The following is a 16,964-nucleotide window of genomic DNA, read 5'->3' on the forward strand; positions in this document are numbered from 1 at the left end:
TTATTACCACGAGATTTGCGATCGCTCTCGTACGACTTGTTGATACACTGCTTGGGTTTGTCGGGCTAACTTGCTCCAATTAAAGCGGCGATCTAAATCCTCATATGCATTGTCAACTAACCATTGCCGATAACCAGGATTTTTCAAAACCTCTAAAATTCCCCATGCCAGGGAGTCAGAGTTATTCGTCCAAGTCACAACTCCAGTCTTAGTATGCTGCACGACTTCTGGAAATCCGCCAGTATCGGAGACAACGACAGGCACGCGGGCAGCAAAGCTTTCTAGGGCAACAATACCAAACGGTTCGTAAAGGCTAGGAAACACGGCACAATCAGCCACCGCTTGGAATTTATCGAGAAAGTCATCGTACATAAAGCCCGTGAAATAGCATTTGTGCCAAATACCTAGATCCCAAGCTTGCCGCTTCAAAGCTTCGGTATTACCACCACCAACGAGTACGAATTTAGCACGACCTCCCATTTCCCACAGCACTTTGGGAGCTGCATTCAGCATTACGGACACGCCTTTTTCGTAAGTCATACGACCGACGTAGTAAACGATCTTCTCATCATCGTCAGCATATTGACGGCGGAAGTGCCAATAATCAAAATCTTGCCGTCTGTGCTTCTTTTCAGGACGGATACCGTTATAGATCACGTCGATTTTGTCCCAAGGACTCGCTAGCGCCCGTTCTACTTCGCGCCGCATGTAGTCGGTACAGACGATAATTCGCCAAGCATCATAAGCGAGTAATTGCTCTTTGCCATTGATGTAGCGCTGTTCTTCGGTATAGATACCGTTGTAACGACCGTGTTCTGTAGCGTGAATGGTGGCAATCAGCGGGATTTTAAAATTATGCTTGAGGGCGATCGCCGCATCTGCTACCAACCAGTCATGGGCGTGGATTAGATCGAACGGTTCTTCTTCTAAGATCAACTTTGCACCGTGGCTACCCATGCTCTCATTCATGTTCGCCACCCAATGGAAAAAGTCATTTCCCCAGGCAACGGGAACCCGGTGTACGTGGATTCCCTCAAAAAGCTCGTACATTGGTGCATGACCGAATTCCACTGTCACCATGTGGACTTCATGTCCTAGTTTGACGAGTTCGGGGTATAATTCCCCAACATGACGAGCAATGCCTCCTACAATGCGCGGCGGAAATTCCCAGCTTAATACGAGTATTTTCATCGACCCCAATCCCTGCGACTTACTTGCTGCTTACCTAAATCTATCAATCTATCTAAATGTATAGGATTGGGAATTGAATGAGTATTATCACTCAATTCTTCACAAAAATTAACTGTGTTGGTTTAGATTATAAGACTGCGATCGCCCCCCATTACCGATTACCAATTACCAATTACCAAATTACAAATTTTGCCGAAAAGCCAACCAAGCAGATGTGGCTTCGGGAAGTGAAGTGACACCTTTATGCAGCAAAATGACTCCATCTTGAAAGCCGACGATTCCATATTCGCCAGTATTAAAGAGCCGATCGATCAGTTTTACAATGTCTTGCAACTGCTGGCGATCGCCCGTGAAAGCTACTTGATATTGTTGCAGTTGCCAGAGGTCGGCAATTATATACTCTACCTGAATGACTTCCCTGGCATCGTTACGCAATTGCAATCCTGGTAGACGCAGAATCTCGCGACGGCTGGAAAGGTGAGGCACGATATGGGTCGTTGCCGATACACTGGCTTGTGGGGGAATTTGTGCTAGCAGCGATCGCATTTGGTTGACGTGTTGCCATTGACGCGGGAGGGAAATATGTACCCAAGGTTGAATCGAGTCGGGAATTAAAAAGTAAAGCGTCCGATTGGGATTGTAGGCAATTGTAATTACTAGGGAAAGACAAATACATCCAATCCAGAAGCGCTGAAACTTGGGCTTAAAGACTTTAGGATGCACTGACCACCACAAAATCGCGCCGTAAAATAATCCTGGGACGACACTCATGGCATAGCGAATCGTAATGGCTAGAACGGATTCACCTTGACCTAAGAATAGTTTCAAAAGAGGGAAACCCGCGATCGCCCAAGCCGTGCCAGAAAGCGCGGGAACGAAAGCCAAAGGCAACCACTGCCCTAGTAAATACAAAAATGTCCCAGGAAAAGGAGCGATCAATTCTACGAGCAATCGCCAAGGATTGCTGACAATGCCCCAAATAATCTCAACGGTAGAAGCATCTTCCCCAGTGGCATACTGTCCGAATCGCTCCATCATGAAACGCTTGGAAATATCCTCTGAAAATAGCGGCATGATCAGATTTGTCAAAGCCAGCATGTAGCCAAAACTAAGAATGCAAGTCGCTAAACCAGCACGGGGAAAGCGCCGACTTAAAACCATATAAGCGCCTACCCCAAATAACCCAATGCCGCTATCTTCTCTCACAGCTAAAAGCAACACTGCCAACAACCAAAATACCCACCACTTGCGCTTTTCCATTGCCAGCAGAATACCAAACGTCAATAAAGGTATTTGGCTGATGTCGTGGAAATTGGTTAAAGTTGGAGCAACAACAGCGATCGCGCCATAAAAACTGACGCCAACCATCGCCGCTAAGAGTGGTTCGAGATACAAGCGAGCCAAGAAATATAAAACAATCCCAGCAGCGGTTACTAGAGCGACCTGTAACACGCTCAAAGTCGCCGGGGAGGGGAAAAGGGCATATAGCGGTAGCCAAACGAGTAAGGCAGGGGTAAAATGCTGTCCTAGACGATGGTAGTAAACCTCTGGGATTTCTCCAGCATGGACGACATTCGTGGAGAGGCTGGAAGAAAGAGAACTCTGGAAAAATCTACCGTGAATCCCATTCCAGAAAACTTGATTAAATATGCCCTGGTCGAAAGTAGCATAGAAGCTATAGTACCGGTGTAAGACCAGAATTAATCCCACGAGCAAAAAAGCGATCGTACCACCGAGGAATAAATGGGTTCCTGGCTGCTTTTGCCATTTCAATAACATGACTCACTCACACTTAAATTAGGAAGACAAGGAGGACAAGGGGACAAGGAGGACAAGGGGGACAAGGGGACAAGGGAGACAAGGTGGACAAGGGGGACAAGGGAGACAAGGGAGACAAGGGAGACAAGGGAGACAAGGGAGACAAGGGGACAAGGGAGACAAGGGAGACAAGGGAGACAAGGGAGACAAGGGAGAATTAATTGCAAATCGCTTGCTACTCGCTAATCACCAGTCAAGCAAGGATCTATCAAGCTCAAGCGACATCTCGGTATTTAGAATATAGTCTTTTGACACGCTCCTCACATCCCTGGTAGAGAAACACCTACAATCGAATAGTGACGACTTGAAGCCAAGATTGATTTTCACTAGGTCGATCTACATTAATTTGTATGCGCTGTAGTTATCAGAACTGCTCGTAAGAACAATTTTGCTATTTTTGACTTTTAATTTTTGACTTTTGACTTTTCTTTCCCATGCCTACTGCGCTTGCCGATACCAAAAACTTGCTCGCTGATGCGATCGCAAAATACTCTCACAAAGTCGATTATTTACTCATTCGCCTCGAAGAGTCCCAGGGAACAGATATTATGCTGCGGGGGAATAAGATAGAAACATTGAGCGAAGGAATTTCTATCGGCGGACAAGTTCGCGCGTGCTACAAGGGCGGTTGGGGATTGAGTAGTTTTAATCAGTTGTCCGAGTTCAACTCTCGCATCGAAGAAGCGATCGCGGCAGCACGAATAGTAGGTAATGATGAAACCCTACTAGCAGATATAGAACCAGTGCAAGCCACCTGCTTTGTCCCCTTAACGGGAACCGATCCGCGTCACGTTCCACTAGCACAAAAAAAGGAATTGTGCGATCGCTATGGCGAAATTCTCAAAAGCGCCAGCGATCGAATTACGACTACGTCAGTCCGCTACGGTGATATTTGCCAACGAGTTATCATCACCAGTTCGGAAGGAACGTTAATCGATCAATCTTGGGTGGATATGGAAATGCGCTTTGCTGCAACTGCACGCGATGGCGATACAGTCCAGACAGGTAGAGAAACCACTGGTTCTCGCAAGGCTTATGAGGATTTAGTGAATTTGGATGCCCAAGTCCAAAGTGCAGCTCAAAGGGCTGTAGCGGCTCTTTCTCTACCTTCAGTTAAAGGCAATACTTATACTGTCGTGATCGATCCGATCCTCGCTGGTTTATTCGTTCACGAAGCCTTCGGGCATCTTTCTGAAGCAGATATGGCGTATGAAAACCCCGATCTGCTAGAAGTTATGAGCATGGGACGGCGCTTTGGACCCAAGGAGCTACAAATTTTTGATGGTGCAGCACCCCAAGGGCATCGCGGTAGTTATTTCTACGACGATGAAGGGACTCCGGCGACAACGACGCAATTAATTCAAGATGGCGTTTTGGTGGGTAGACTCCATTCACGCGAAACCGCTGGCAAGTTGGGAGAAACACCCACGGGAAACGCTCGTTGTCTCAGCTATCACTACGCTCCCATCGTCCGCATGACAAACACTTGGATCGAGCGGGGAACGACACCAGTGGCAGATTTATTTACCGATATTAAAGACGGAGTATACGCCCGCAACTGGTTGGGAGGGATGACTAATGGTGAAATGTTTACCTTCAGCGCGGGAGAAGCTTGGATAATCCGCAATGGTAAACTTGCCGAACCCGTGCGAGATGTCACACTGTCGGGAAATGTCTTTCAAACCCTAGCAGATATCGAGGCGATTGGAGATGATTTCTACTGGGATGAATCTGGTGGCTGCGGTAAAGGCGGGCAAAATGGTTTACCTGTTGGTTGCGGTGGTCCCAGTTTGAGAATTCGGAATGTGGTTGTAGGTGGAGAAGCGTATTGAATTCGGAATTCGGAATGCGGAATTCGGAATTAAATGTTTACTTCTCGTTCTTTGCGCCATTCTTTTAGAATTAAAGCCGATCGCAGAAGAAAAATTAGTAGAAAGATCCCCGCGATCGCATCTGACCAAATTAATAAATGCATCTTTCCAGAAAATACATGTTGAGCTGAATAAAAGTAATGTCCTGGGCTAGAAAGTCCAGTTATAGAATAAATTCCTAAACATGCATACGCAGCCAAAAACATATCTTTAACGTACAATAAATAACCGACAACGCCAAATATTGTTAATACACTCCACGCAAGATAAATACTGTTAGGAGTAATCCAAGTAGGTTGGGAATATTTGTCATAGTTTACAAAATTATCAATGTAGTGAAGAATAGTTGAAATTCCATTAACAATTAGTAGAGCAAGTAGTAAAATTCGGTTTTTCTGAGTATTCATCTTGCTATTTGTCCTAATTCTTCATCTTTTATTGGTCGCGCAAAGCCGCGAAGACACAAAGAAAGCTTTGCGACTTTGCGTCTTTGCGCGACAATTTTAATACAGCTTACTCTACAAGGCAAAAACAACAGTCGTCTTGTCAAATCTTCTCAAAAATAGTCAAATCTTGCTCAAATGCGATCGCGATACTTTTTGGGGGTAACGCCTGTATGCTTACGAAAAATACTCGTAAAACGACTTTGATCGTGAAAGCCAACTTGTAAAGCAATATCAGCAATAGATAAGTCTTGCTTTGCTAGTAAAGATTTTGCTGCTTGAATGCGACAATTAAGTAAATATTGATGTGGAGAAAAACCAGTTGATTGCTTGAATAATCTAGCAAAATGATGGGGACTAATTTGTGCTAACGCGGCTAATTCAACTAAACTTAAATTTTTCTCTAAATGAGTTTGAATATAATCAATGACTTTTCTTAGTTTTGATTTAGGTAAACCTCCAGAAACTTCTTTTAGAGTAGAGGTTTGGGTAGAATAATGACGAACAATATGAGCAGCTAACATTGTGGTTGCTGACTCAGCGTAAAGGCGATCGCCCCCTCCACTAGATTCTAATTCTGTTTTCAGCACCATGCCAATACTATAAATTAGCGGATCGTTAATAGCAGATTGAGGAATAATTTTATAGCAATCAATATTTATAGAATTATCTACAAAACGGTTTAATGTTTGCGGATCGAGATCGATTTCAATAAATTCAATTTCATCATTCCAATTTACTATATGCGGGGCAAATGCTGGGTAAATTCCAACTACACCCTTGGTATAAGTTTTTTGTTGCCAGCGCCCCTCTGCTTGCAATTCTACGTTTACAGGTTGCCCTGTATAAATCGTAATTGTGTGTTGTAAAAATGTTGCTTCAGGCGTTTCCCAAGCAGGCTGACGATAATACCCGACGTGAATGCCATCCCAATCTCGATTGGCGCTAGAAAGAATGGGCGCGACTGGTAGTATGGGAAAAATTGTCCCTTGCTGAAACGTGTCAACGACTAAAGGACTTTTTGTCATCGATCGTTGGTCATTGGTTATTGATGGTGATTCTCTTTAAATTATCAGAGTGAAAAATGTAATAAGGGCATACAAATGTATGCCCCTGCGATCGCGAATATGAGTGAAAATTATTTATAACTGGTTCCGCTCTACGACTCGTTTTGAGATGTGCGGTTTTTTCAGCGGTTTTTTAAATTGGGCAAAACTGTTATTGGTAATTACAGAAATTGCCCGTGCATACTGGGGGTCTTGCCGCGTTGCAATTGAAGAAGGATTTGCAGCTAGCTGGCGTTTCTGAGCGTCGTTTAAGTCGATTTTAATATCTGGTGTAATGCCTTTATGACTAATATCCGTACCTTTAGGCGTGTAGTAATGGGCAACTGTTACTGCTAGTCCCGAACCATCGGACAGAGAATGGACTGATTGGACTAAAGCCTTACCAAAGGTTTGGCTACCAACTACGACAGCGCGTTGATGATCTTGCAATGCTCCCGCTAAAATTTCACTGGCACTGGCAGAATTACCATTGACCAAAACAACTAGAGGGCGCTGAGTCAGTGCGGTTTGATTGGCTGGTATTTCTTGACTAGCTCCCTGTCGGTCTACTGTTTTGACGATAGAGCCTTTATTCAGCCACATCCGTGAGATTTCTACCCCTGCTTGCAGCAAGCCACCTGGATTATCGCGTAAATCCAGAACGAAGGCATTCACATTCTGGCGATTCAGGTCTTGAATTGCTTTTTGCATCTGCTCTGAAGCATGAGCGCTAAATTCCCGCAAGCTAATATAACCAACCCGCTTATTGCCCTCCCGCTTTAGGGTGTGTGTAACTGTAGGCAGCTCAATTTTCGCCCGCGTTAGCTTGAGGTCGAAGGCACTTTTGCCTTGCCGCTCGATTTTCAATGTGACAGGCGTACCTGCTTTGCCCCGAATTAGGCTTGAGGCAGCCTGCACGTCCATTTGTTGAGTTGGTTTACCATCAATTGCGACTATTTTGTCCCCGGCTTTAACTCCCGCTTTGACAGCAGGGGAATTTTGAATAGTCTCAACTACAGTTAAACGCTTAGTTTGTTTATTTAATTCCATCCGAATCCCCACTCCAGTAACTTCTCCTGAAGTTTGGCTCGTCAATGCCTCATACTGCTTGGGGTCGAGAAAGCGAGTATATGGGTCGTTCAGCTTAGCCAGCGCGACTCGGACAGCGGCGTAAGCTTGTTCGCGGTTAGTATATTCTCTACTTAATAAATCTTGTCTCGTTGCTTGCCAGTCTGTCTTGTTGAACGTGCCATCCACATATTCTCTAGTAACGAGTTGCCAAACTTCGTCAACTAAAGCTTTAGGGCTATTTTGCATCAGTGCGGCACGGACAGAACCACACCAGGGAGATAGCGCCAGAAACGATGTAGTGGCGATCGCTCCACCAAACAGAGCAAGTTGTAGGGAGGAGAGGCGTTTAATATATTGCATGAGGTTAGCAAGCAGAGGTTAGCAAATCGAAAGCTATATTGCTCATTACCCAACGGGTTGAGACAGAGTAGATTTCTTTTGAATATACACCCAGATAGCGTGTGATGGCAGCGAAATCGCAATTGCGATCGCCCTTTTATCTCTTTGTTCAAGCCATTATTCCCAACATACTCAGACAGATTAGGTTCGTCACAAACACTCTGTGACAGTTTACCTATTGTCCGAAGAAATATAAAGTTTAGATTTTGTCTAGATTTGCACTGCTATTTGTAAGATTAGCAACTATTGGTCAATTATATCTATTTCATTTTTGACGAGCGATTAATGTATTTTAGTAAAGTTTTTCACATATTTATTAAATCAATTTTCAGTTATTTAGTTATTAGTGAAGAAAGGGAATTGGGAATTGGGAATTAGGAATTGGTAGTTGGTAATTGGTTGTCTTGCTCCCTCAGCAACCTTGCGCTCCCGAGCGCTCCCTCAGCTCTCTTCTCCCCTGCTCCTCTGCTTCCTTGTCCCCCTTGTCCTCCTCACCCCTCACTCCTCACTCCTCACTCCTAATTGAGCGGCATGGGCTTGAATGGTAGAGAGAGGAACCGTAGAAAAATACTGGCGTTGGAATTGTTCTTCTCGGACAGCTTGGGCAAATTTGTCTATTGCTTGCATGTAAGCGGCATCGGTAGCATAGAGATTTGTAGATGCGGCAACGTGCCACGGTACTTCTTGAGAAATATGAAAATAGCGGTCTTGAAAGCTAACATAAAAGCCCAAGTAGGAAAGAGCAGTAAATCCTAATCCTAAAAGGCGATCGCTAATTCCAAGCTTTTGACTGAGTTGCACGCGAGTCACCGTTTGTCCGGTACGGCAAAGGTATTTAGCAATTCCGACTAACTGTTGCCAGACTTGTGGTGGTGAGACTGGTTCGGGTGTAGTCCATGCCAAAACTAAAGACTTATTTTCAAACTGCGATCGCCGCATCCAGACACGTAACTCGTCCCAACAAGTGGGACAGGTACGCACGACAAGCGAGGATGGATCGCCTGTGAATGTATCGTCAACTGGGGCGATCGCCATACCACGGCAGTCGAGAATTTGAGGAGTGAGGGGCGTTAGCGAAGCGGGACGAAGTCCGGAGTGAGGAGTGAGAGATAAAGAGTCGGAAGTACGGACGGCAATGAGACGGACTTCGTAACGTTGTTTATTTTTATACGAGTTGTAGTCGAGTTCTACAATACAGTCGCATCGTCCAGTCGGGATCTCGTCTTTATAATGTCCCCACCATACGCCGGGAAAACTAGTTTTAGTCGAGTCATCCCGCAAATTAAAATCTGTTTTGATATATTGCACTTTGTTTCCCCGCCAATCTTGCTGATTGCGATGCCAAGCATTTTCAAACCAGCAATTTTGGATCAGCAGTTTTGGCACGGGATTACCCATACCACAGGGTTCGAGTAGTTTCAGTTCTAAAAACAAATCTCTACCTAAATCGGCTACTGTCACCACCAGATCTGCTTGTACGGATGGCACGGCGATCGCGCTTCCCTGCTGTCGGAGTTTTTGGTTAATCGCTGCGGTAAATAGCGGTATATTCTCAACGGGTATGCTTAATCCAGCCGCAAAAGGATGTCCGCCAAACCTATGCAGTAAATGCGCTTGATCTTTCACTAACTGGTACAAATCGATATTACCGACAGACCGAGCTGAACCGCGAGCAAGTGCGGGAGTTGGGAGAGTGGCTAGTGGCTGGTGACTAGTGGCTAGAATTGCTCCCTCAGCTTCCTCAGCTCTCTTATCCCCCTTGTCGCCCTTGTCTACCTTGTCCTCCTTGTCCCTTTGTTCCCCTTCCGTACTCAACAAAATCGTAGGACGACCCGTTTCTTGAGCAATTTGTCCGGCGACGAGTCCTAAGACTCCAGGCGACCATTGGGAATCTACGAGAACGATAACGCTAGTGGTGGAGAGATCGATTTCTGACTTGAGTTTTTGGGCAACTTGCTGGGAAACTTCTTTTTGTAAAGACTTGCGACGAGTGTTTGCCAATTCGGTTTCTTGGGCAAGGCGCTCGACTAAGTTGAGATCGTCGCTGGTCAGTAATTGAACGCAAAAGCTTGCGTCACCTTGAATTCGGCTCACAGCGTTGATGCGGGGACCCAAGCCGAAAGAAATATCTGTGGGGCGATCGCCACTTTTCTGACACATTTCTAATAATCGCCCTACTCCTGGTCGCCGTCGCTGTTGAACTGGTTGTTTATAATCCTGTTGCATCCGTTCAATACCCAATTGAGCTAAATAACGGCAATCTCCACTCAGTTGTACTAAATCGGAAATTAACCCAATAGCGACGAGATCGAGTAAATCTTCTAATGGTTGTCGCGGTACATTTGGTAAAAATTGATATAAAGCTTCGACAAGTTTGTAGGCAACTGCAACCCCAGATAGATGAAATAATTGATGCTCTGAAGGAAAGTAACGCGGATTAATTATTGCAGTCACAGGTGGACGTTCTGCGGGTAAAGTGTGGTGATCGGTGACGATCGCATCAACGCCTAAAGATTTCGCATAGAGAATTTCTGCAACATTCGTGCTACCAGTGTCGCAAGTCACGATTAACTTACAGTTATCGCGGGCAAGCAGATCGATTCCAGGGCAGTTCAACCCGTGCGACTCGGTAAGGCGGTTGGGGATGTAATAGGAAAGTTGGGTATGTTGACAGAAAAATTGTCCCAATCCATCCCATAAAACCGCTGTAGAAGTGATACCATCAGCATCAAAATCACCCCAAATTGCCACTTTTTCTTGGCGATCGCGAGCAATTTGCAATCTTTCTACTGCTAAGTGCATTTCTTGCCCAAATTCAAATGGGCTAGCAGGTTGATAGCAGCGAGGATTGAGATATCCAGGTAACTCCTCTCGCGCTTGAACTCCCCTTTGCCATAACAGTTGTGCCGCAAATCCTGCGCTAGGGGCATATTCCCTAACTGCTTGCACGAACCACTCTGGGGGCTGTTCTGTTGGGACGATCCATTGTGGCTGGGAGACGTTCATAGGGAGGGGACAAGGGGGACAAGGGGGACAAGGGGGACAAGGGGGACAAGGGGGACAAGGGGGACAAGGGGGACAAGGGGACAAGGGGGACAAGGGGACAAGGGGGACAAGGGGGACAAGGGGGACAAGGGGGAACTCGCTCTTCCCCGCGACCGAAGGGAGTGGGGATTAGGGGGCGAAGGGGGACAAGGAAGTAATTCCAGCCACCAGCCACCAGCCACCAACCACCAGCCACTCACCAACTACCAACTACCAATTACCAATTCCATTTGCGATCGCAGGCATAATCGCTTTATGACTATTTGAAGTGTAGCGACATGACTACTAAGCGCGTACTCGTTATTGATGATGAAGATGGTGTCAGAGAAATTATCCAATTCAGTCTCGAAGCAGTAGCAGGGTGGGAGGTTTTGCCAGCAGCTTCTGGTAGTGAAGGCATAGACATAGCTCAAGCTCAACAACCTGATGCGATTCTACTAGATGTGATGATGCCAGACTTAGATGGACCCGCAACATTTCAGCAACTACAGGCAAATACTACTACTTGTCATATTCCCACAATCTTTCTCACTGCCAAAGTCAGAACCAGCGAACAACAGCAATTACTTGATTTAGGCGTAGCGGGTACGATCGCCAAACCTTTCAAAGCCCAGGAATTGGTAGCACAAATCTGCGATATCCTGCAATGGAGTGAATAAGGAAAGATGGGAGTCGGGAGTCGAGAGTTGGGAATTGTAGGGGCGGGTTTAGCCAAAGATTTACAACTAAAGCAATCTCCCCTCAAAACCCGCCCGTACCAGAATCGGGGGAAGATAGCAGAGGAGGCTAGGAGCAGAGGGGCAACAACCAAAAAACCATCAACCGTCAACAGTTCACAAATTATTCACATTAATATCCTAATTTCAAATTGTCGGTCACGAGTTGACTCTTTCCCGACTTGAGCAAGGCAGAATCTTCTATTTTCTTCCGATTGTTAAGACCGCTTCTTTCTTCTCCCTTGCCTTCCCTACCCGCTTACCGAGCATGGTAGAGCTGGAGCGAGAGATCGAGACTGCCTCAGCTAGCTTCCATCTTGCCAGACTAGATACTCCTACTTGAAGCGAAGCATAATTGGAATACATCATGAAATTCAAACACTCTCAACTGCTTTCTACTAAATTCGTAGCTGGATATTTGTTGTTTCCTCCTAAAAACAAAAGCAAGAGAGTCAGGATAGGAAGACAAAGATCGCTTCAACAAGCGGAAGGGCAATTGCCCGTTCAAGTTACTTTAATTAAGCAGCAAGTAAAAACTGTAGCACCTCGAAATCATCTTCAGCAGCAATCGAAACCAGCTAAACGACGAGTTTTTACTATTAAAGAGTTGTTTGAGAAATATGAAGAATCTTATCAAAACGCTCTATATTTGGAAGCAATCAAGTTTATTCTAGAGCAGATTTTTTGGGATAGCTCTAGTTATCTAGAGGAATAAGTTTAGCCAACAAGGTTAGTACGATAAATATGCGATCGCCTGGGTAGCGATCGTTTTTTGCACTCAGTTAACGTATCATGTGTTATCTAAGCAATCGGGATGATACTATGGCAGCAGGCTGGAGAACATAAATTCACTAGCAGACGATTTCACTAAATAAACTCCGATCTCCTTTCTTTTTCAGAGGTATTTAGCATGATAGATTTTCAATTGCAGGGTATCAATCATATTGCCTTGGTCTGCAAAGATATGGCGCGTACAGTAGATTTTTATACTAATACTTTAGGGCTAAAACTGATTAAAACAATTGCCCTCCCTGATGGTGGGCAGCATTTCTTCTTTGATGTTGGTAACGGCGACGCGATCGCATTTTTTTGGTTTCCTCAAGCACCAGCTGCTGCGCCTGGAATTGCATCAGTTAATCCTGAAGGATTGCAAAATGGTAATTTCACAACCGCCCATGCTTCGATGAATCATCTTGCTTTTAACGTACCTCTAGAAAAACTAGAAGAGTACAGAGAAAAGTTAGCTGCTAAAGGTGTAACAGCTACACCTGTATTACATCATGCAGATGTTCCATCTGGTTTTGTTAACGAACTCGATGAAAATACATTTATTTCATCCTTTTATTTCTTCGATCCCGATGGAATTTTGCTTGAATTTGCTGCCAATGTTCGCACTTTAGGCGATCCTGCAAGAGATGTTTCACATATACCTGCAACAGTAAATAGTAATTAAAGAGGAAACTGACAACGGGCAAAAAGAAACAGTGAAATTTAAGTTTAGAAATGAAAGTTTAGGGTGGGCATTGCCCACTGTATTACAAAATATCTGTTGTTCGTAAACGAGCTAGAAGTGATAGACGGACAAACATGGTATTAAATTGCACGAATTCATTAGTCACGTTAGCAACTCAAGATTTTGAATTGCTAGTCAATTTTTATCAGCAACTTCTAGAGCAAACTCCGCTCGATCGAATTCCTAATATTTATGCAGAATTTCAGGTGACTGGTTTGCGTTTGGGCATATTTAAACCTAAAGCATCAAACCAAGCAGAATTTATGAACTCAACTCAAAGCAGCATGAGTTTGTGTTTAGAAGTAAAAGATCTAGAAGCAGCGATCGCCCATCTCACTAAAATCGGCTGTCCACCACCAGGGCAAATTGTTACAGCCTCCCACGGCAGAGAAATTTACGCATACGATCCTGATGGTAATCGGATTATATTACATAGCAGTTCTAAATGATTTGTAAAGTAGGCTTCTAATCTGCGGCAGGCTAGAAGCCTGCTCCACGCTTATGAATCAAATAGGTTGCTATATCAGGCAAAAAACTAGGCTGTAATAGTAGTATGCAATAGAGGTGCTCGCGAAAGAATTTTGAGTACATCTGCTGAGAGAAAAAATTTTATGACATAATTTGCGATCGATACCAATACGCTCGCACGACTTCTGTTTTTTTTATGAATTTCAAAAAATCTCTGTTTAGATGGTTGCCGCAGCATTCGTCACACTTCGCGATAGCGCTCTTTTTTGTAGGCTTGTTGTTGACAGCGATCGCTCTATTCAGTCAACCTAGCTTTAGTAGTTCAATTTCTGCCATACAGCCAGCGATTCAGGAGTATGCTATGAGTAACTCTCAACTATCTGAAGCAGAATTAAAAAAAGCTTTGGGAGAATTGAGCGGCTGGAGTATAGAAGCAGGAAAACTCCACCGTCAGTATCAGTTCAAGTCTTTTGTAGAAGCCTTTGGTTTTATGTCGAGTCTGGCACTAGTTGCCGAGTCAATGGGACATCATCCAGAGTGGTTTAACGTCTACAATCGCGTTACGATCGATCTAACGACTCACGATGCTGGCGGAATTACAGCCAAAGATGTAGAACTTGCCCGTAAAGCCAACCAACTCGCGCCATCTAAGTGAGTAGTGAAGAGTGACTAGTGGCTAGCGATCGAAAAGATTCAAGCCACTAGCCGCCAGCTACTAGCCACCTACTCATAACCAATGACCAAGGAAAAACCTTTATCAGAAGCAGCACTCATCAAAGAGGTTTGTCGCCGCATTCGCGTTGCTAGAAGTTACTGGGATGCTCATAACAACGCTGCTTGTCGGGGCGAACGCGATCGCGCTTTAGCGCTCTACAATACTCTCACGCCGGAGCAAAAAGACCAAATTCCCCAAGTTTTAAGAGTTTGGCTGCGTTATCGCAGTGAAAAGTATTTCGGTTCCCACAGAACCCCACCCCGCTCGCAAGTCAAAAGTCAAAAGTCAGAAATCAAAAGTCGCAATTAACTGGTAACAGGTCACTGGTCACTAGCCACTAGCCACTAGCCACTAGTCACTGGTCACTGATGCCGCTGTTCTAGCCAAGTTAAAACTTCCTGATGCGATTCGAGTTGAAAGGTGCGATCGCTAGTTGGCTCGTAGATTTTCCATCGCGTCTGTCCGGTAGAATCTGTTATCTCGCTAATCTGCGGCTCGTTGTTGCTACACCACAAATTTTGCCAGGAACCCCAAATGTCTCGAAACAAAGACAGTATTTGGACTTCTAGTAACTCTTTGGCTGGTGGATGTCTTCTGATTAGTTCCAGCTCTCTGTAGTTGCGCCATTGTTCGTAAGTTCTCATCATATATCTTCCTCACACTTTGTTACGTTTGTTGTCTACTGAATCGATTCAGTTTCCATTTCATGCTAAACAATTTTTCTGAATCGATCAAGTTCCCTAAAATCGTGTTTATAGGGAAAATTGGAGGAAGATAGATGTTAAAGGCATGAAGCAGAGTAAAGCTAGAAAATCCATCACGCTACTGGATGTTGCTAGAGCAGCAGGGGTATCTCGTACAACGGTATCAAATGCGTTTAATCGACCCGATCAACTTTCTCCAGAAGTTCAACAGAAGGTGTTGGCGGTGGCGAAGGAGATGGGTTATGCGGGTCCAAACCCAATGGCAAGAATGCTGCGGACAGGACAAACAGGTGCAATCGGCTTGATATTTTCGGAAGCACTACCCTATGCTTTTAACGATCCGGTATCAATCGCCTTTTTACAGGGAGTATCGAAAGTATGCGAGCAGGCAAAGGCTAGTTTATTGATCGTTCCAGCTTTAGACTCCGACGTTGCTCAGCAGACGATTCAACAAGCAGCAGTAGACGGCTTTATCCTCTACTGTATTCCCGATGAGAGTGAGGCAATCGTGCGTGTTTTGGAACGACAGATGCCAGTAGTAGCAGTCGATCAACCCGTACTAAAAGGTATACCATTCATTGGCATTGACGATCGCCAAGCTGCTCGTACCGCAGCATTACATTTACTCAGTCTCAATCGCAGGGACTTAGGCATCATTGCGATGGATTTACACAACGACTCCTATGCAGGACCAGTTGATGCCCAACGACTCAAAAGCGCCATTTTTCGCAATGCATTGCACCGTTGGCGCGGTTATGCTGATGCCATCCAAGCGGCAGGTATCGATCCTACTCTAGTGCCAATCGAAGAGACTCCCAACAGCCACGGTGTAGAGGGGGCTTTTGCTGCGGCGATCGCTTTATTGCAGCGTCATCCCAGACCGACAGGAATTCTTGCTATGAGCGACATGTTAGCACTGGGGGCATTACGGGCAGCAGAAAATCTAGGGTTAAAAGTTCCCGAAGATGTGGCAATCGTTGGCTTTGATGGTATTCCCCTTGCCGCTCAAGTGCGACCCTCGTTGACAACTATACAACAACCTTTAGTCGAAAAAGGCGCGATCGCGGCGGAAATTCTCTTAGGTATTCCCAATAAAAAAACAACTCTTATCTTAGAGACAAAACTCATCGTCAGGCAATCTTCTGTAAAAGGGAGCGGGGAGTAGGGAGCGCACGAGCAGGGAGCTGAGAAACTGAGAGGCTTCAGTCTCCTGCCGCAATCTCTTCTAGCTTATGGCGATCGCGCAGCACGATTTGACCACCGCGATGATAGCTGACAATTGGTTGCAACTGTTTGAACAAACGCACGCATTCTTCATAGGTAATGCCGATGCTGCGGGCAATTTGATAATAGGGAAGACGCGATCGCAAACATAGACCCGCTGTCGTTGTCTCCGTGCCTTCTTCCACCACAGAAGTATGAATTAACCGTGCCAGCCGCACGATCGCTCGTTCTGATGCCAATCCATGAACGGTATTGTGCAAATGTTGTAGGCGATCGTTCATCACAACTAAAATCCGCAAGGCAACTTCTGGATTTTGACGAATCATTTCTAAGAGTACAGCGCGATCGACGGTGAGAATTTGGCAGTCGCGATCGCTCACCACTGTTGCAGGTGAAATTCCATTACCAAATAGGGAAGGTGCGGCAAATAATTCTCCTGCTGACAAGGTTCGCAGAATGGTTTCTTTCCCCGTAGAAGCGGTTTTCTTGACCTGAATTGTGCCACTTAGAACTGAAAAGAGTTTCGCAGGTAGGCGATCGCTCTCATGTAAAATAATTTCTCCGCGCCGATAGTTTTTGATTACAGTATGAGGTTCTAGATCTGCCAGTTGTTCTGGTTCCAAACCTGAAAAAATTGAAATTTGCTGCAATTGTTCGGTTGTTGCCTGCATAACTAACAGTTATCAGTTATCAGTTCTCAGAGCATTGCCCACCTTACCATAATAGGTGGCATCTAACGA

At 45.1% G+C, this 16,964-nt stretch carries 18 protein-coding genes; 9 read left to right on the forward strand and 9 right to left on the reverse strand.

Annotated elements, in window-relative coordinates; translation table 11 throughout:
- Window positions 1–3 precede the first annotated feature (3 nt).
- Together M5J74_RS16135 and M5J74_RS16140 are read right to left on the reverse strand one after the other, a co-directional pair.
- Window positions 4–1,191 (reverse strand): glycosyltransferase family 4 protein, encoded by a 1,188-nt coding sequence (locus M5J74_RS16135; protein ID WP_015155102.1) that lies wholly within the window; start codon window positions 1,189–1,191, stop codon window positions 4–6.
- Window positions 1,192–1,371: 180 nt separating this feature from the next.
- A complete protein-coding gene (locus M5J74_RS16140; RefSeq protein WP_250012411.1) occupies window positions 1,372–2,970 on the reverse strand; it encodes a DUF2079 domain-containing protein in 1,599 nt (532 codons plus the stop codon).
- 473 nt (window positions 2,971–3,443) lie between these two features.
- Between M5J74_RS16140 and M5J74_RS16145 the strand changes: the two genes are divergently transcribed.
- A complete protein-coding gene (locus M5J74_RS16145; protein ID WP_106218892.1) occupies window positions 3,444–4,841 on the forward strand; it encodes a TldD/PmbA family protein in 1,398 nt (465 codons plus the stop codon).
- Between the two features lie 29 nt (window positions 4,842–4,870).
- Here M5J74_RS16145 and M5J74_RS16150 read toward each other — a convergent pair whose 3' ends face one another.
- The 4 genes from M5J74_RS16150 to M5J74_RS16165 all read right to left on the reverse strand — a co-directional run bounded on the left by M5J74_RS16150 (window position 4,871) and on the right by M5J74_RS16165 (window position 10,845).
- Entirely contained in the window at window positions 4,871–5,287 is a 417-nt protein-coding gene (locus tag M5J74_RS16150) for a hypothetical protein (protein WP_106171214.1), read from the reverse strand.
- A 170-nt stretch (window positions 5,288–5,457) separates the two neighbouring features.
- Window positions 5,458–6,351, reverse strand: coding sequence for a helix-turn-helix domain-containing protein (locus tag M5J74_RS16155; RefSeq protein ID WP_250012413.1), 894 nt, complete (start codon window positions 6,349–6,351; stop codon window positions 5,458–5,460).
- Window positions 6,352–6,465: 114 nt separating this feature from the next.
- A complete protein-coding gene (gene ctpB, locus M5J74_RS16160; protein ID WP_106218889.1) occupies window positions 6,466–7,800 on the reverse strand; it encodes a carboxyl-terminal processing protease CtpB in 1,335 nt (444 codons plus the stop codon).
- Window positions 7,801–8,337: 537 nt separating this feature from the next.
- Window positions 8,338–10,845, reverse strand: a complete 2,508-nt coding sequence (locus tag M5J74_RS16165) for a DHH family phosphoesterase (RefSeq protein ID WP_371933969.1) — start codon at window positions 10,843–10,845, stop codon at window positions 8,338–8,340.
- Here M5J74_RS16165 and M5J74_RS16170 point away from each other — a divergent pair.
- Both M5J74_RS16170 and M5J74_RS16175 read left to right on the forward strand, forming a co-directional pair.
- Complete coding sequence (locus tag M5J74_RS16170; RefSeq protein WP_250012417.1) at window positions 10,783–11,151, forward strand: hypothetical protein; 369 nt, start codon at window positions 10,783–10,785, stop codon at window positions 11,149–11,151. The genes M5J74_RS16165 and M5J74_RS16170 overlap by 63 nt on opposite strands.
- 11 nt (window positions 11,152–11,162) lie before the next feature.
- The gene (locus M5J74_RS16175) at window positions 11,163–11,543 is read left to right on the forward strand and encodes a response regulator (RefSeq protein WP_015155109.1); all 381 of its coding nucleotides are present in this window, start codon (window positions 11,163–11,165) and stop codon (window positions 11,541–11,543) included.
- 258 nt (window positions 11,544–11,801) lie between these two features.
- On the opposite strand, the gene M5J74_RS16180 is transcribed toward M5J74_RS16175, so the two are convergent.
- On the reverse strand, window positions 11,802–11,969 hold the full coding sequence (locus tag M5J74_RS16180; protein ID WP_158266000.1) for a hypothetical protein: 168 nt from the start codon (window positions 11,967–11,969) through the stop codon (window positions 11,802–11,804).
- On the opposite strand from M5J74_RS16180, the gene M5J74_RS16185 reads away from it, so the two are divergent.
- The 5 genes from M5J74_RS16185 to M5J74_RS16205 all read left to right on the forward strand — a co-directional run bounded on the left by M5J74_RS16185 (window position 11,968) and on the right by M5J74_RS16205 (window position 14,605).
- Window positions 11,968–12,315, forward strand: a complete 348-nt coding sequence (locus M5J74_RS16185) for a hypothetical protein (RefSeq protein ID WP_015155110.1) — start codon at window positions 11,968–11,970, stop codon at window positions 12,313–12,315. The genes M5J74_RS16180 and M5J74_RS16185 overlap by 2 nt on opposite strands.
- 195 nt (window positions 12,316–12,510) lie before the next feature.
- Complete coding sequence (locus M5J74_RS16190) at window positions 12,511–13,053, forward strand: VOC family protein (RefSeq protein ID WP_106217877.1); 543 nt, start codon at window positions 12,511–12,513, stop codon at window positions 13,051–13,053.
- A 134-nt stretch (window positions 13,054–13,187) separates the two neighbouring features.
- The gene (locus M5J74_RS16195) at window positions 13,188–13,562 is read left to right on the forward strand and encodes a VOC family protein (protein WP_015155112.1); all 375 of its coding nucleotides are present in this window, start codon (window positions 13,188–13,190) and stop codon (window positions 13,560–13,562) included.
- A 380-nt stretch (window positions 13,563–13,942) separates the two neighbouring features.
- The gene (locus M5J74_RS16200; protein WP_015155113.1) at window positions 13,943–14,236 is read left to right on the forward strand and encodes a 4a-hydroxytetrahydrobiopterin dehydratase; all 294 of its coding nucleotides are present in this window, start codon (window positions 13,943–13,945) and stop codon (window positions 14,234–14,236) included.
- Window positions 14,237–14,317: 81 nt separating this feature from the next.
- Complete coding sequence (locus tag M5J74_RS16205; protein ID WP_015155114.1) at window positions 14,318–14,605, forward strand: hypothetical protein; 288 nt, start codon at window positions 14,318–14,320, stop codon at window positions 14,603–14,605.
- A gap of 53 nt (window positions 14,606–14,658) precedes the next feature.
- Here the strand turns inward: M5J74_RS16205 and M5J74_RS16210 are convergent, their stop codons facing one another.
- A complete protein-coding gene (locus M5J74_RS16210; protein ID WP_015155115.1) occupies window positions 14,659–14,943 on the reverse strand; it encodes a hypothetical protein in 285 nt (94 codons plus the stop codon).
- A gap of 142 nt (window positions 14,944–15,085) precedes the next feature.
- On the opposite strand from M5J74_RS16210, the gene M5J74_RS16215 reads away from it, so the two are divergent.
- Window positions 15,086–16,165: a substrate-binding domain-containing protein gene (locus tag M5J74_RS16215; protein WP_015155116.1), complete on the forward strand. Its 1,080-nt coding sequence runs from the start codon at window positions 15,086–15,088 to the stop codon at window positions 16,163–16,165.
- 37 nt (window positions 16,166–16,202) lie between these two features.
- Here M5J74_RS16215 and M5J74_RS16220 read toward each other — a convergent pair whose 3' ends face one another.
- Entirely contained in the window at window positions 16,203–16,895 is a 693-nt protein-coding gene (locus M5J74_RS16220) for a Crp/Fnr family transcriptional regulator (protein WP_015155117.1), read from the reverse strand.
- Window positions 16,896–16,964: the final 69 nt, after the last annotated feature.

The organism is Chroococcidiopsis sp. CCNUC1 (assembly GCF_023546805.1).
Lineage (GTDB): Bacteria > Cyanobacteriota > Cyanobacteriia > Cyanobacteriales > Chroococcidiopsidaceae > Chroococcidiopsis > Chroococcidiopsis thermalis.

What these genes read in the sequence shown, in the direction of transcription:
- M5J74_RS16135 (WP_015155102.1), bottom strand. Translation starts at nt 1,191, where the DNA reads ATGAAAATACTCGTATTAAGCTGGGAATTTCCGCCGCGCATTGTAGGA.
- M5J74_RS16140 (WP_250012411.1), bottom strand. Translation starts at nt 2,970, where the DNA reads ATGTTATTGAAATGGCAAAAGCAGCCAGGAACCCATTTATTCCTCGGT.
- M5J74_RS16145 (WP_106218892.1), top strand. Translation starts at nt 3,444, where the DNA reads ATGCCTACTGCGCTTGCCGATACCAAAAACTTGCTCGCTGATGCGATC.
- M5J74_RS16150 (WP_106171214.1), bottom strand. Translation starts at nt 5,287, where the DNA reads ATGAATACTCAGAAAAACCGAATTTTACTACTTGCTCTACTAATTGTT.
- M5J74_RS16155 (WP_250012413.1), bottom strand. Translation starts at nt 6,351, where the DNA reads ATGACAAAAAGTCCTTTAGTCGTTGACACGTTTCAGCAAGGGACAATT.
- ctpB (WP_106218889.1), bottom strand. Translation starts at nt 7,800, where the DNA reads ATGCAATATATTAAACGCCTCTCCTCCCTACAACTTGCTCTGTTTGGT.
- M5J74_RS16165 (WP_371933969.1), bottom strand. Translation starts at nt 10,845, where the DNA reads ATGAACGTCTCCCAGCCACAATGGATCGTCCCAACAGAACAGCCCCCA.
- M5J74_RS16175 (WP_015155109.1), top strand. Translation starts at nt 11,163, where the DNA reads ATGACTACTAAGCGCGTACTCGTTATTGATGATGAAGATGGTGTCAGA.
- M5J74_RS16185 (WP_015155110.1), top strand. Translation starts at nt 11,968, where the DNA reads ATGAAATTCAAACACTCTCAACTGCTTTCTACTAAATTCGTAGCTGGA.
- M5J74_RS16180 (WP_158266000.1), bottom strand. Translation starts at nt 11,969, where the DNA reads ATGATGTATTCCAATTATGCTTCGCTTCAAGTAGGAGTATCTAGTCTG.
- M5J74_RS16190 (WP_106217877.1), top strand. Translation starts at nt 12,511, where the DNA reads ATGATAGATTTTCAATTGCAGGGTATCAATCATATTGCCTTGGTCTGC.
- M5J74_RS16195 (WP_015155112.1), top strand. Translation starts at nt 13,188, where the DNA reads ATGGTATTAAATTGCACGAATTCATTAGTCACGTTAGCAACTCAAGAT.
- M5J74_RS16200 (WP_015155113.1), top strand. Translation starts at nt 13,943, where the DNA reads ATGAGTAACTCTCAACTATCTGAAGCAGAATTAAAAAAAGCTTTGGGA.
- M5J74_RS16205 (WP_015155114.1), top strand. Translation starts at nt 14,318, where the DNA reads ATGACCAAGGAAAAACCTTTATCAGAAGCAGCACTCATCAAAGAGGTT.
- M5J74_RS16210 (WP_015155115.1), bottom strand. Translation starts at nt 14,943, where the DNA reads ATGATGAGAACTTACGAACAATGGCGCAACTACAGAGAGCTGGAACTA.
- M5J74_RS16215 (WP_015155116.1), top strand. Translation starts at nt 15,086, where the DNA reads ATGAAGCAGAGTAAAGCTAGAAAATCCATCACGCTACTGGATGTTGCT.
- M5J74_RS16220 (WP_015155117.1), bottom strand. Translation starts at nt 16,895, where the DNA reads ATGCAGGCAACAACCGAACAATTGCAGCAAATTTCAATTTTTTCAGGT.